The sequence below is a fragment of the Rhizobium sp. P32RR-XVIII genome (genome assembly GCF_012641395.1).
Taxonomy (GTDB): Bacteria; Pseudomonadota; Alphaproteobacteria; order Rhizobiales; family Rhizobiaceae; genus Rhizobium.
Window position 1 is genome coordinate 505,601 of the sequence record NZ_JABAIH010000003.1, and the last position, 14,222, is coordinate 519,822.

The 14,222-nt window shown below is 57.9% G+C and carries 13 protein-coding genes and 1 pseudogene; 6 read left to right on the forward strand and 8 right to left on the reverse strand.

Annotated features, from left to right (window positions below):
• Positions 1–27: 27 nt before the first annotated feature.
• The 3 genes and pseudogenes from HGP14_RS12030 to HGP14_RS12040 form a co-directional block, all read right to left on the reverse strand.
• Positions 28–213 (reverse strand): annotated as a pseudogene (locus HGP14_RS12030) (DUF1427 family protein); the annotation flags it as partial.
• A gap of 125 nt (positions 214–338) precedes the next feature.
• Positions 339–1,019, reverse strand: a complete 681-nt coding sequence (locus HGP14_RS12035; protein ID WP_168830059.1) for an isochorismatase family protein — start codon at positions 1,017–1,019, stop codon at positions 339–341.
• A gap of 267 nt (positions 1,020–1,286) precedes the next feature.
• Complete coding sequence (locus HGP14_RS12040; RefSeq protein WP_168830060.1) at positions 1,287–2,231, reverse strand: LysR family transcriptional regulator; 945 nt, start codon at positions 2,229–2,231, stop codon at positions 1,287–1,289.
• A 432-nt stretch (positions 2,232–2,663) separates the two neighbouring features.
• Here HGP14_RS12040 and HGP14_RS12045 point away from each other — a divergent pair, with 432 nt between their 5' ends.
• The 4 genes from HGP14_RS12045 (at position 2,664) to HGP14_RS12060 (ending at position 6,091) form a co-directional block, all read left to right on the forward strand.
• Positions 2,664–3,071, forward strand: a complete 408-nt coding sequence (locus tag HGP14_RS12045) for a heme-binding protein (protein ID WP_312862126.1) — start codon at positions 2,664–2,666, stop codon at positions 3,069–3,071.
• A 9-nt stretch (positions 3,072–3,080) separates the two neighbouring features.
• Positions 3,081–4,259: an MFS transporter gene (locus HGP14_RS12050; protein WP_168830061.1), complete on the forward strand. Its 1,179-nt coding sequence runs from the start codon at positions 3,081–3,083 to the stop codon at positions 4,257–4,259.
• Between the two features lie 82 nt (positions 4,260–4,341).
• Entirely contained in the window at positions 4,342–5,253 is a 912-nt protein-coding gene (locus tag HGP14_RS12055; RefSeq protein ID WP_168830062.1) for a TIGR03571 family LLM class oxidoreductase, read from the forward strand.
• Positions 5,254–5,539: 286 nt separating this feature from the next.
• Complete coding sequence (locus tag HGP14_RS12060; protein ID WP_205927127.1) at positions 5,540–6,091, forward strand: TetR/AcrR family transcriptional regulator; 552 nt, start codon at positions 5,540–5,542, stop codon at positions 6,089–6,091.
• A gap of 61 nt (positions 6,092–6,152) precedes the next feature.
• Here the strand turns inward: HGP14_RS12060 and HGP14_RS12065 are convergent, their stop codons facing one another.
• The 3 genes from HGP14_RS12065 to HGP14_RS12075 form a co-directional block, all read right to left on the reverse strand.
• The gene (locus HGP14_RS12065) at positions 6,153–7,796 is read right to left on the reverse strand and encodes an MFS transporter (RefSeq protein WP_246704428.1); all 1,644 of its coding nucleotides are present in this window, start codon (positions 7,794–7,796) and stop codon (positions 6,153–6,155) included.
• Between the two features lie 110 nt (positions 7,797–7,906).
• Complete coding sequence (locus HGP14_RS12070; RefSeq protein WP_168830064.1) at positions 7,907–8,191, reverse strand: XapX domain-containing protein; 285 nt, start codon at positions 8,189–8,191, stop codon at positions 7,907–7,909.
• Positions 8,192–8,368: 177 nt separating this feature from the next.
• Positions 8,369–9,025, reverse strand: a complete 657-nt coding sequence (locus tag HGP14_RS12075; RefSeq protein WP_168830065.1) for a hydrolase — start codon at positions 9,023–9,025, stop codon at positions 8,369–8,371.
• Between the two features lie 537 nt (positions 9,026–9,562).
• Between HGP14_RS12075 and HGP14_RS12080 the strand changes: the two genes are divergently transcribed.
• On the forward strand, positions 9,563–10,165 hold the full coding sequence (locus HGP14_RS12080; protein ID WP_168830066.1) for an AraC family transcriptional regulator: 603 nt from the start codon (positions 9,563–9,565) through the stop codon (positions 10,163–10,165).
• Positions 10,166–10,306: 141 nt separating this feature from the next.
• Here the strand turns inward: HGP14_RS12080 and HGP14_RS12085 are convergent, their stop codons facing one another.
• The gene (locus tag HGP14_RS12085; protein WP_312862127.1) at positions 10,307–11,260 is read right to left on the reverse strand and encodes an alpha/beta hydrolase; all 954 of its coding nucleotides are present in this window, start codon (positions 11,258–11,260) and stop codon (positions 10,307–10,309) included.
• A gap of 265 nt (positions 11,261–11,525) precedes the next feature.
• Positions 11,526–12,536 carry an alpha/beta fold hydrolase gene (locus HGP14_RS12090; protein ID WP_168830067.1) on the reverse strand — a complete coding sequence of 337 codons (1,011 nt, stop codon included), beginning with the start codon at positions 12,534–12,536 and terminating at the stop codon, positions 11,526–11,528.
• A 660-nt stretch (positions 12,537–13,196) separates the two neighbouring features.
• Here HGP14_RS12090 and HGP14_RS12095 point away from each other — a divergent pair.
• Positions 13,197–14,207 (forward strand): GlxA family transcriptional regulator, encoded by a 1,011-nt coding sequence (locus tag HGP14_RS12095; RefSeq protein WP_168830068.1) that lies wholly within the window; start codon positions 13,197–13,199, stop codon positions 14,205–14,207.
• Positions 14,208–14,222 lie beyond the last annotated feature (15 nt).

The window sequence follows — 14,222 nt, forward strand, 5'->3', positions numbered from 1 at the left end:
CGCGCAATCAGTAGCCTGCTCCTGCTACCAGGCTACCTGGAAAGCCTGTCCCGACAGCAGTTGCTTACCTACAGAGATGATCTGCTCGCCGATCAGGATGCCGAGCAAGCCGAGTAGCGCCACCACTGGCGGCGCGGGCGATCGGACGTTCAACAGGTTATAGACGATCCCGACGAGCAGACCGGCACCAAGGGAAAGCAGATAAATTTTCATGATGTCGCCTCATGCTGCGGTGCCATGTTGCCGCCAATCCATTCGAGGAAATACGCAGGCGCACGGAAGTACCGTGGATCGGCACCTCCATGCGCCCGCGTGCGGCGTCCGACCAAAGGCCGTTGTCATTTTGGCTGCTTGGCGACTTCCTGAGCCTTCTGGTAGCTCTCTGCCACGGCGGCGTAATTGGGTGCGACCAGACCATACAGCTTTGCAAGTTCAGCCGCCTCGGGGCGCCGCCACGTGCGGTGAAGCTCGGACAGCAGCGCATTCGTCGACGTCGGGATAACGCCGCCTTGAACGAAACGAGCCAATGTCGTCCGCGACGCCAACTCGCTCGGGTCGCCGGAAGCGTCGATCACTGCATAGACGTCGTAGCCGGCGGCCGTTGCGTCCAGCGCCGGGAACATCACGCAGACGTTGGTCCAGACACCTGCCATGATTAGCGTCTTGCGCCCGGTGGAACGCACCGTTTGGACAAAGTCCTCGTTATCCCAGGCGTTGACTTCGCCCTTGCGCGGCACATAGACCGCATGCGGCGCATATTCATGGATCTCCGGCATCAGCGGGCCATTCGGCCCGTTTGGCTCGGATGCAGTCGTGATGACCGGGATCTTCAGCAACGCCGCCAATTTGGCGATCATCTCGACGTTCCTCCGCAGGTCCGCGACCGGGATATCCTTGACGGTCTGGAACAGACCGGCCTGATGGTCGAGCAACAGTATGACGGAATCGGAGGCATCAATCAGTGCTGCACCGCCACCTGTCGGCAGGACACTTGATTTGCTCCTTGAGGGGTTCGCCATAATTCTTCCTTTCTCTGCAATCTGTTCGTGAGTTTGACTTCTACCAACCTGTAGAAAGCTAGGAGGACGGCAGCTTTCGAGGCGATGGCGAACGAAGGTTAAGTTTTTGCCCGCCGGTCACGCCAGATGCATTTCGGCGAGAGAGGTCTTGCGCGATTGCAAATTGAGTTTGCACGCGACAGCAGACATCCTCATTACCTCCAAACGACCGTGATCGCACGGTCCCGCCCAGCTTTGCGCCGGAGAGCAGAAGCAGCGGGTTTGGGACTAGGCTCCTTCGTGCGAGCACCAGGGCTCCACAGGAGATTCTTGCTGTCCCGCGATAAAGGCGCGCTGCCGGCTGATCGCGGCTGCGCAATGCGTCATGAAGGCGTAGATCCGGCCCGACCTCCTGATGTCAGGATGGGTCAAGAGCCACAGGTCATCCGCCAGGCACGGATCGACCGGTCCGATACGCATAAGGTCCGGAGTGAGGTCCCCCAGCATACACGGTAGATATCCGGCGCCGATGCCTGCCGAGATGGCCGCCGCAATGCCCACGACCGAGTCGAACCGGCAGGCGATGTTTTGCTGCGGCACATGAGCCTCAACTAGCTTGTAAGCCTTCAGATTCGATAGCCCGCCGCTGTATGAAACCCAAATGCGGCGATAGAGCTCATGAGGATGAGGCCAGCCTTCCGTGAAGTCACATCGGCGACCATAGGGCGCCCAGCCGATCCTGGCGACCTTCCTGCCGAAGAGGTTCTCCGGCGGCACGTCGGTTGCCCTGACGGCAACATCGGACTCTCCTCGTGCAAGGTTCAGCGAAGCGTTGCAGACGATCATCTCGACCCGGACGAGGGGATGGCACGCATTAAAGTCCGCAATGATCGGTGCGAGATGCAATGCAAGCGAATCGCTGGTCGTCACGCGCAGGTCGCCGGCCTGCTCCTGTTCAAAGCCCGATACGCGACGCGTCACCCTCACAATGTCGAGCTCGAGCCGTTGCGCGAGCGTGATCACTTCGGCCCCTGCAAGCGTCGGCACATAGCCGGTGCGACGCCGGTCAAACAGGGCCACCCCCAGACTTTCCTCGATCTGGGTAAGTTTGCGAAACATTGTCGAGTTGTTCACGCCCAGAGCGGAAGCCGCGGCCGACAGGCTTCCCACCTCACCGATCACCTTCACGATGCGAAGGTTGTCCCAGGAGAGCTTTTTCAGCGTATCGCTCATTAATATCCTTCAGGTGAGTGATTTGGGAGATGGAAAAGGGTCGCGGGCAAAATCCCAGCATCATCGAACGTCGTGGAAGTGAAGGGGCCAGAGGGTGAGCTTCTTCATCGCGCTACCCTGACCGCCTCTGCATCACCCGGCCGCGCGATCGAGGGTTCGTCGGACCAGCCATTCGCAAATAGGAACATCGCATTTCTCAAGGCCGTCTGCTTGTCGAATCCTGCGGCCCATTCCTATGACTTCGCGTTATAGACCGAACGGTTTACAATTTCAATGAGCGTCTCTTGTAATTATGGACCGTCCGGTCCATATGGCTTGAAACTGAGCAACTCGGCGGCGGGAAATTGCTCCGCCAACAACAGAATCTTCCAAGACGAAGCTGAAGCCGAAAGACGGATTGACGCTCCAGCGAGGAGAAGCAAGGAGAATGATGTGAAGATTACACTCTCGGCTGCGGAAACCGTGATTGCTGCCGCTAAAGCAGCCACTGAGGAGCGCGGCCTTCCGCCAATGAGTATCAGCGTTGTCGACGACAGCGCTCATCTGGTCGCGTTCGCGCGCATGGATGGGACCTTCCTTGGCGCGATAGACGTGGCTCATCGCAAGGCTAAGACGGCGGCACTTTTCACCGTCGACTCGGCGGTTCTCGGTCCGAATCTCTATCCGGGTGCGGCGGCATATACACTTGAACACAGCAATGGCGGCCTGATCGGCTTCGGCGGCGGCGTTGTGCTCAAAGACAAGGATGGCAACACATTGGGCGCTATTGGTGTCTCCGGTGGATCCGTCGATGACGACGAAATCGTTGCGCAGGCGGCTGCGGCCGCGCTGGTCAAATAGGAGGCTGCTATGCCACTTGCCATATACGCGCTGGCGGCGTCCACTTTCGCCATTGGCACCACGGAGTTCGTCATCGTTGGGCTCATTCCCGGGATCGCCGATGATCTTGCCGTCTCGCTGCCGGCGGCGGGATTACTGGTCAGCCTGTACGCACTGGCCATCACGGTCGGCACGCCGGTCTTCTCGGCTCTCACGGGTAGAATCCCGCGTCGCCCGCTTATTCTTGCACTGATGGTGATTTTCACGGCCTGCAATCTCGCGGCAGCGCTGGCGCCGAACTATCACTCGCTGCTCGCCGCGCGAATCGTGATGGCTGTCTCGCATGGAGTGTTTTTCGGCGTCGGTGCTGCCGTTGCCACCTCACTTGTACCAAAAGAGAAGTCGGGTTCGGCGGTTGCACTGATGATGGGCGGGCTGACTGTCGCCATGGTGGTCGGTGTCCCGCTCGGCTCCTGGATCGGACAAAGTTTTGATTGGAGAATGCCGTTCTTCCTGGTTACGGCCATGGGTGTCATGGCGCTGGGCTCTCTGTTCCTTTTCGTCCCCAGAGATATACCGCCGTCGCCATTCACGAGCTTCGTTGCTCAGATGAGGCTACTGGGCAATAAGCGTCTGGCAATGATGTATCTGTTGACCGCAATATCGTTCGGCGGAACGTTCGTGATCTTCACGTTTCTTGCCGCCATCCTCACCGACATTACGAAAGTCGGCGACGGGACCGTCAACATTGCGCTGATGCTGTTCGGAGCTGCCACCGTGGTCGGAAACTTTGCCGGCGGCAAACTGACCGACACCATCGGCACCGGCAAAGCAATGGTAGCCACTCTGATCGGCTTGATTGTGTCGTTCGCGTTAATCGCGATCGTCATGCGGAGTGAGATTGGTATCCTCGCAGTGATCGCTATCTGGGGCATTTTCGCATTTGCCATCCCGCCGATCATGCAGGATGGCGTGGTCAAGGTCGCTCGATTGGTTGCCCCGGATGCGGTCGCGACTGCTTCCGGCATGAATATCGCCGCGTTCAATCTCGGCATTTCCAGCGGCTCTTTCGTTGGTGGGCAGTCGCTGGTCGGCCCGGGCCTTACAGCTACCCCCTACGCAGCAATCGCAATGGCGGTTGCAGCACTTGGCATCGCTTCGCTGGCGAATAGGATGCAAACCCAGACAGCGCCAAGCTTGGCGCGTTGACTTTGGGCGCCGATCCCGCATCAGGATAATGTGTGTTGTCAGACGCCCGCCGGGCGTCTGACTGATTTTAGGGAAAACCGGAATGCTCTTTGCTGCCGACCGCTTAAGCCTCGGTCTCGTGCTCCCGCTTCAGCCGCGCTTACCTGAGGATATCGACTTTCAGGTGCAGTTGGATTTTGTTCGCCGGGCAGAGCAAGCCGGATTTGAGGCTATCTGGGTGAGGGACGTCCCCTTGAACAATGACGAGTACCCAGACCCCGTTGGTCACTCGGACCCCTTCGTACTGCTGGGCGCAATCGCTGCGTCGACCTCGCGGATCCAATTGGTAACCGGAGCTGTCGTCCTTACGCTGCGTCACCCGCTGCATATCGCAAAGGCTGCGCTGTCACTCCAGTCGCTATCAAACAACCGCTTCGTGCTTGGCTTGGGCTCGGGGGATCGCCCATCTGAATTCCGTGCCTTCGGCCGCGACTTCGAGAACCGGAAAGAGCTGTTCAGGCAAAACTGGGCATCATTGTCGGCCGCGCTCGGCCCGAACCAGACCCTGTTGGATGAAGGACTCTCGCCGCTCAGCGAATTCGCTCTTCGTCCTCGGCCCGCTGTACAAGTCCCGATGCTCGCTGTCGGATCGGCGTCCCAGTCGCTGGAATGGATTGCCAGGAATGCCACTGGTTGGGCGACCTACCATCGCGAGCTCCTCCCGGTCCAAAAAGATCGGATCGCGTTGTGGCACGCCGCGATTGCGAAATCGGGGGGCGGCTTTCGGAGCTTCAGCCAATCGATGAACCTGGACCTCCTCGATGATGCGGCTGCCCCTGCAACGACCATCGAGCTTGGCTATCGGTGTGGCAGAACGGAGCTCGTACGGATATTGTCGGCGATGCGTGAAGCCGGGGTGCACCACGTGATGTTCAATCTTGCACCTGGCCGGCGCGGCGTAGCTGAGGTGATCGACGAAATCGGATCCGATGTCATCCCGTCGATCGCTGTTTAACCTGCGGTGGGCGGAGAGAAGCGAGGCATCGTGGGTCTATCGCTTCGCGAAATTCCGGGCTTTTGCGATATTCGGGGCTGAGAATGACCTCCCACGGGACGTCGCAGAGGTAGCGGGGTGAAACTCTTGGTGCCGTGAAGAGCCTACCATAGCTTGCATTTGATATTCGCGATCTTACATAGTAGGCGGTAATGATCAGCGCCGCTGGAAAGTGGCGAACACATATCAAATAAGACAAGTCTGAAACGGAAAAATGGCTAGACCTAGGGAATTCGACGAGAACGAGGTGCTCCAGAAAGCCATGATGGTCTTCTGGAAAAAGGGTTACGAAGGCGCCTCGGTTTATGATCTCATGGAAGCCACGGGCCTTACGAAGTCGAGTATCTACAAAGCCTTCACTAACAAGGAAAATCTGTTCTGGAAAGCGAACGCGATCTACAAGCGGGACCACCTTCGTTTCATTGACGACGCCTTATCCCAACCGACCCCCCGCGCAATCGCCGAAGCGTACCTCAGAGGTCAGGCCGAGATGCATACAGAGCCCTCCCATCCGCGAGGCTGCTTCGAGACGAACGGAGCTCTGGCCTGTTCAAATGAGGGAGAAGCTGTGCAGAAAGGCCTGATCGAAAATCGCTTTGGCCTGCAGAGAAAGCTCGCCGAAGCGTTCGAGCGAACCCTCGGGAAAGGCCCCATGCTTCCCAACGCCACTCCTGTGGAGGCTGCGAACTTCATTGTTACGCTTGTGCAGGGAATGGCAGTTCAAGCCAAGGCAGGTGTGGCTCGCGAACAACTGCATAAATTCGTGACACTCTCGATGATGGCTTGGCCGGAGTCCTGATCTCGTCTTCGGAGCGATTGCACCGGCCAAGTCTGCGAGCGCTCGGTCAGTCCCGCCCCGCTCACGGCTTTTGCGAGTTATTTTCCGGAGTGAGATTTCGACGGGCGTCCGTTGACAGGAGATGCCGGACAACGGGTTTCTCGGGGCCGACGTGATATTTCAGTGTCTCCTGCTGAAGATCGGCATCGGCTTTGGAAACGCGTTTGTGCTGGCGCAAGTGCTCGACCCAGGATTCCACCAGAAACCATTCCACGATTTTCTCAGGATCGGCCGCGTCTTCGGTCACTCCCCAGTTGTAGGCGCCGTCGCGTCTGCGCTCAGCAGAGAGTTGAGCAAGAAATTTCAGGAACTCGGCCTGCTGCTCCTTGTGCACCCTATATTCGATCAGGATCAAGACAGGCCCCCGGTCATGCTCGACGGGTTCGGCCGTCAAAGGTTCGGGCCAGTGGTTGGAAGGCACGAGGTCGGCTTCGCCCGCGGGAAGCTTGATCCGATTGAGGACTATCCCAATGAGGAAGAGCCCGACAGCACCTACTTGAAGGGTGGTTGAAATGCCGACGGCTTGCGCCACCGCACCCCATCCGATACTACCGGCCGCCATTGCGCCGTTAAAAACCGTCAAATAGACCGCGAGCGCACGGCCGCGTACCCAATTCGGAAGGATAGCCTGGGCCGCACCATTCAAGGTCGTGAGCGCGACGATCCACGCCCCTCCAAGTACGACCAGGACGAGAATGGCAATCCATTGCGGTGGAGCGAACGACAAGATCATCATGACGATCGAGGTCACTATCGCCGCACGCAGCAGCAGACCGTCATTGTCGAAACGCCGGCGCAATGTCGGCAACAGGAATGCACCAGCTATTGCGCCTACCCCTACCGCGCCAAGCAGAAACCCGTAGAACCTTGCGTCTCCCCCAAGATTGTTGCGGGCCAATAGTGGTAGCAACGTCCAGATGGAGCTGGAGAAGGCGAAGAAAATCGCTGCGCGCAAAAGCACGATGTGGAGTTCACGGCTCGCCCGCGTGTAACGCAAGCCGGCGCGAAATGCGCCAAAGAAGCGTTCCGACAATGCATCGTCCGCATCCCGGGGCCGGGGCCACCAGATGAGAGCGGCGATGACGAATATGTAGCTGAGAACATCAATGCCGTAAGTCAACGCCGCGCCGAATGCAGCAAGCAGAAAGCCACCGGCCGCAGGCCCGATAGACCGCGCAATATTGACACCCAGCGAGTTCAAGGCGACAGCGCTTTTCAGGGACTCCCGTGGAACAAGCTCCGGGACGATGGACTGCCATGTCGGGCCCATCAGCGCGGCTCCGATGCCGCCCATAAATGTCAGCGCGACGAGAGAGCTGACGGATAGTAGTCCGCTATATGACAATGCCACCAGCGTTGCGCTGACTGCTGCAAGTCCAAGTTGAATGACGATCAAGAATTTGCGTCGGTCCAGAATATCGGACATGACGCCCGCCGGTATGGCGAGCAAGAAGATAGGCAAGGTACCTGCTGCCTGCACCATGGCGACGGCGGCGGGCGAGTCCGAAAGGTCCGTCACCAGCCACGAACTGGCAACGTCACGGATAAAGGTACCGGTGTTTCCCAAAACACTCGCTGCCCAAAGCACGGCGAAAACCGGCTGGCGGAGCGGGCCAAAGCCGCCTTGCGCAGGAGCTTGCGGGGCTGTTTCCATGTTCTTCGTCATAGTCTCCGCATCACCTCAAACCAGTCGCTTCCGGAGATCATAAAGGGCGACCAGCACGAATGCTCCGGCGACATGGCCAGCTCGAACACGATAACCCCTACGGATTGGCATCAACCGGTCTCCCCGGATTGGCGACCGGCCTGTGCCTGCTTGCGGCCCGCGCCGGTTGGAAGCTCGCCGAATACATGTGGCATGCAGTGTGCGTTGAACCAGGATATGCTGAGCGGTTCACCCGAGAACACGCGCTTCGCCAAGGGCACCGCTTGCTCTCCGATGAGAATGCCAAACAAACCGACGAGTGCGATTACCGGCGGCGCCGGCGACCGAACGTTCAGCAGACTGTAAACCACCCCGACCAGCAGACCGGCGCCTAGCGAGAGCAGGTAGACTTTCATGGGAACTTCCTCCGATGCGCAACAAAATCGCGCCCGCCGTCTAAAGCGCTGTATCTCCTATAATACGCACGACCTGGCTGTATTTGGCTTCTGCATGGTTTTCTCCTTAGAGCGGTTCCGATCCAAGGAACCATTCAGAAAGTCTGGGCGGGCGGCGAGCTACCTATTTCGGGAGGATTAGTGTCCTTCGGAGACGCCGAACATGGTCTTGGCATAGATGATGCCGAGGCCGTAGGCGCCGCCAAACTTCTTGGCAATGCCGGTCGTCATCTCGTAGGTCTCGGTGCGTGCCCAATCACGCTGCAGCTCCAACAGGTATTGCAGCGACGTCATCGGCCGCACGCCCGCTTGAGCCATCCGTTCGATAGCGCGCTCGTGAGCCTCCGCGGATACATCGCCACAGGCGTCCGTGATCATGTACACCTCGAAACCTTGGTCGAGTGCCGACAGCGTCGGCCCCACAATACACACCGACGTCCACAGACCACAGAAGACCAAACGATTCTTACCGATGCGATTAACCTCTTCGATGACCGCAGCGTCTTCCCAGGTATTCATAGAGGTTCGGTCGAACAGCTTCTGCTGCGGGAAGGGGCTCGTGATCTCGTCGAACATCGGCCCCGAGAAGGTCTTCTCGGCAACGGTTGTCAGGATTGTCGAGACGCCGAAACCGGCAGCGGCGTGGGCAACCAGGGCGGCATTGTTGCGAAGCATGATGGCATCGATCGACTTCGTCGCAAACGACATCTGCGACTGGAAATCGATCATGAGCAGCGTGTGGTCCTTCGGTGAAATCAACGTCGAACCGGGGGTGGGAGTAGCGTTGGTCGGCATGGTCAATCCCCTTCGATAGAAAGCAGTGAGCTTAGTCAAACTCGGACGGAATCGATTGAGCGAAATGTTTCTCATTAGGATAAAACTGTGCCATTCGGCGCGGCCGCTTTAGCATGGCGCGCCGATCCGGAAAGGCTGCATCGCCGACGGATATTGGCTTAATCAAATTGTGGACTGCGGGCGAAACAGACAGCCGTCAGTGGGGAATACGGCCGGTCTTGGCGCAATTGTTTCGTCACGTAACTTAAAGTCTCAAAGCGTAGGAGCTCTTAAGGGCGAGAGCAGGGAATGCCCGAGCAGACCGACACCTATGGATTAGTTACCTTGCCGTTGACAATTGTGGTCCGGTCGTTCCATAACGCCATCACTAAGACCCTTTGGCGACCGAGGCGCTGTCCAGCAGATGGTTGTTGGGCCATAACCCGGCTCGCGATTTCGGGCGGCACTCTCTATGCCGTGGCAAGCATCTGATGTACTATAGCGCACATTCAGACGTCTTTGCTGCAATCACTGACCTGACAGAGGATTGGCGTTGCAATGCACGGTTCTGCTTTTGAGAATGTCCGTTTCAGTATCCCGAGATCGGTTCTGGAGGATTTTGCGCGGGAGCAAGGCAAGCCGAGCTTCGCCGCCCACACGCATGATCGCGGACTCGATGATCCCGTCGTGCGGTCGTTGGCGCAGGCGCTGGCGCCAGCCCTTGAAAGAGGGGCTCCGACGGACCGCCTGTTTGTAGATTACGTCATGCTGGCACTACAGACGCACATAGCATCGCACTACGGCGGCATGGATGTGCCGATGCAGAGGCGAAAAGGACTGTCCGCGCGCCAGCTGAATGCGGCTACCTCCTATCTTTCTGATAACTCCGGACGAGATGTTCGTGTCACCGAAGTCGCCGCGCACTGCGGCCTGTCGCTCAGCTATTTTATAAAGGCATTCAAGTGTGCCGCGGGACGAACGCCACACCGCTGGCTGCTCGAGCATCGTGCGCAGCGTTCGCTAAGCATGCTCATGGGCAATCAGCCGATTGCCGAAATCGCCGCTGCGTGCGACTTTGCGGATCAGGCGCATTTTTCGAGAGTATTCAAGCAGATATACGGAATAACTCCCGGTAGCTGGCGGCATCAGCAAAAGCTTTAGACGGTTCGCTACAACAACGTGGTCGCCGGGGCGACAACCCCCAATAGCTCGGTCGGCGCACTCTCCCCCGTCACCTAGACGAGGAAGAGTGACATCCTTCCTTTGCGGATCAGGACATTCCAGCTTGCGAAAGACGCGACCTTATTCCTTTTCGATAAAAGGAACGATGACGCCGATTGCCTGCTGGGGCTGTTCCTCCATAATCCAGTGACCGGAATTGGTTATGATAGCGCCCTGGACATTGCTGGCAACGGACGCGAGTTCGGACTGAATGGATGCCCCGAAGGAATGATCGCCGCCGATCGCCAGTACTGGCATGGGCAATTTGCCTAGCTTGGCAAACAGCTCCTTGTTGTCGTCCCCATCTTGCGTGAAAGCAGCGAATTGTCCGCTGAAGGCATTATGGATCGCCCCGGGGCGAGCATAGAGCTCCGCGTAGTGGTCGCGAGTCTGGTCGTCGATCGCAGCGGGGTTGGCCGACAACTCATTGTAGAAGCGATCAAGCAGAATACGCTCGCGACCCGCCACGAGGCGTTCGGTGTCGGGACCGCGGAAGTTGAAATGCCAGAGCTTGGGATTGGTCAGTTGCACATACCAGGTGCCGAGCCCAGGAAGCGGCGCGTCCATAACGACCCATTTGGTGACACGGTCGGGATACTGGGCCGCGAGTGCGTAGCCAACCATGTTGCCGATGTCATGGGTGACTAGTGCAACCTTTTGAACCTTTAATTGGTCCAGAATGGCGGCAATGTCACGCGCTTGTGCCACCTTTTCGTATCCGGTTTCCGGGTGCGACGACAGGCCCATGCCGCGCAGATCGGGAATGATCACCGTATGGTCCTTGACCAGGACCTCGGCCAGCGGCTCCCACATGTCGCCCGTGTCGCCGAAACCATGCAGCAGCAGAACGGCGGGCCCTTGACCGCCGATGCGGACATATTGCGTGCCGCCGGTAACCGGCATCTGTTGCGCGGAGAAACTGGCGGGGAAGGGCTTGACCTCGGCAGCGGCCGGGGTGCTTGCGATCAGCGGCACGACCAGCGCTCCCGCAGAAAGAACAAGACCAAGCGAGATCTGACGGAAAGAACGAGTCACGGTGTGGTTCCTTTGTGCATTTTCTTTAAAAAATTGACTAAATAGACGGAGCCACCGGCGGTGCTGCTGTCTGTCGCAGCGACGTCAGCACCTTCGGCGAACGAGCGGTTTCGAGGCCGATGCCGCTCGTGCCGCCGGTAAAGACGGTGTTTTATTGTTGAGACGGACCGCGCAAATGGCGGAGGCATCCCGATGCCGGCAGCGGAGAAGGAAGTTCCTTCATTCCTTTACCTGATCAGAAAATGCCTCGCAGCCCGTGTGCCGTCTATTTTATAGACCCCCAGAATTTCTCGAGTTCGTCGCGGATGAATTGGGGTTTTTCCTCAAAAACCCAGTGACCGCATTCATCAATGACGCCGCCTTGAGCAGAGGTCGCAATTGCTTTTGCACTGTCAATACAATGCGATCCAAACGAACTGCTGCCTCCCCATGCCAACATTGGGACAGTAAGTTTCTTCTTCGTCAATTCGGCTGTCTGCGCGGCCATTTGCGGAATGTATCCATAATGGTTCAAGCTGGCTCGGAGATTCCCTGGCTGGCGCATCTGCATTACATAGCGTTGCACTTCAACTTCTGGAATTGCTGCCGGGTTGTATGCGAAGTCCCGGAAGAAATGCCGAAGATACTGCTCTTCACGACCTTCGACCAGAAATCGCGTTACGTCCATGTTCATGTGCATGCCAAGATGCCAGTAGGGAACCCGCGGGTCCACGTAACCTGGGAAACTCAGGCCGAAAAACGGTGTTTCAATGGTCGACAAAGAAAGGGCTCGATCCGACGCCAAATAGGCGAGCGCAACGGAAGGCGGCCCTCCGAGATCATGACTCAGGATGTGAAATTTCTGCACGTTTTCCACATCCACCAATTCCATCATATCTCGTGCGATGGTTTCAGGTTCGTATCCGTCAAAGGGCTTGTCACTATCTGCATAGCCGCGAAGGTCAGGCGCGATGAACGTATATCTGTCAGCGAACGCCTCCATGATCGGAAGGAACTCCCGGTGGTTCTGCGGCCAACCATGCATGCATAAAACAACGGGACCCGTTCCCACGGTCACATAATGCAGTCGCACGCCGTTGACAGGAGCTCTCTTGTGAACCAGATCCACCTTGTCGGCCGGCGGAATCGGTTGCGGGGTAGCAGTGGCCTGTGCTGTTTCAGCTGCATTTGAGGACCCCGCCTGAAATCCCATTGCGGCGGCCACAGTACCGGCACCCAGGAGCACATCCCTACGAGTGGTGCCTTCTTGTGAACTATTGTTATGGCCATCGTTCATCTTTTCATCCCCGTTAGGCAGGCCTCTCGCCCGCGCTGGTTGACAGGGTCGTCGATCACACAGACGACGAACACCCAATTCTGATGCCTTTGCGGCAGGACACTGTAGCCGCGCATCCTGCCTGCTCTCGCTGCTGCTGTTTCGCTAAAATCGGGATCGAAACATACGGCATTCAGTGCGCTACACGGCGACCTTTGCGCGTCGGGATAGGCGGACGGCGGTAGTGGCAAACGATCTCTGTAGCGGCTGGCCTATGCGCATCCCATCGCGCGTCTCGATGCCAACTCTCGCAGGCCTGCCCCCTCGTTATAGAGCGATCGTTCCATAATTAACGGGAGGCGTTGCTCCTCTGGCAGATGGTAGTGGTGGCGGAAAAACAGTGGGATAAAGGTACCGGCCAGTCCAGTTTGCGACAAGAGCTATTCCACTCAAAACAAAGACTATTTTGTACAAAACTACTGGAAACTTTGTTCTCTCCGGCGCTTAGCGGCGGTGCCAGCAACACCGCGGTTCATCCGCAAATTATGCACTGGCGATGGCTTTGCGCTCGTGTGATGGTCACAGATAAGCCGGGCTCCTATGCTGCGGCAAACAAAGAGGCCGACGCATCCGCCAGCAGATCTTTGGCAATTCGGCCGCGCAGAAGTTTGGAATCTCTAGATGCCTGAGCAAACCTATAGCCTGAAACAGCTGGCACAAAGCCGCCGGCCGATCCGCATCGGTTTTTATCTCGTTCCCGACTTTCCCCTGATGACCTTCGCTGCCGCACTGGACTCGCTTCGCCAAGGCAACCGGCTGACAAAGAGAAAGGCATTCGAGTGGGTCGTGCTTTCGGCCGACGGTGCTCACGTGAAGTCGAGCAGCGGACTTGGCTTCGATGCCGATGCGCCGATCGCCCGGGCGCCACGATGTGACATCATCATCCTCTGCGCCGGGATCAATTATGCCGACGCGTACGACACCAATGTCTTCGCCTGGCTGCGCCGAATTTATTCCGAAGGCTGCGTCCTCGGTGCGGTCAGCACCGCCGTGTTCTTCCTGGCAAAAGCCGGCCTGCTCGAGGGGCGTCGCTGCGCGGTCCACTGGGAATCGCTTGCAAGCTTCCGCAGCGAGTTTCCCAACTGCCTGGCCACCGATGACATTTTCGCCATCGATGGCCGCTTTCTCACATCATCTGGCGGCACCGTCACCCTCGACATGATGCTCTACCTTATCGCGGCCGTTGAAGGTCGCGAGCTTGCATCGTTGATCTCCGATCAGTTCAACCATGCGCGCATCCGCAGGCAGGATGACGTGCAGCGCATGTCGCCTGAGGACAGATTCGGCATAAAGAATACCAAGCTGGCCTTCGTGATCCGACGCATGGAAGGCAGTCTGGGCGAGCCGGTCGAGATTTCCGATCTTGCTGACAGTGTGGCGCTTTCGCTTCGACAGCTGGAGCGCCTGTTTCATTCCAATCTCGGGAAAAGCCCTTCAAAGTTTTACATTGAATTGCGAATGCAGCGTGCGCGCGAGCTGCTTGTCTACACGGAACTGGCAATCAGCCAAATCGCCGAAATCTGCGGATATCAGTCTGCCTCTCATTTCAGCCGGTTCTATCGCGAGCGGTTTCGCGAAAGTCCCGCGGCGACCAGAAAGGAAGAGAAACGGCGGGAGATGCTCGGAGCCTGAACAATGTCGATTCGC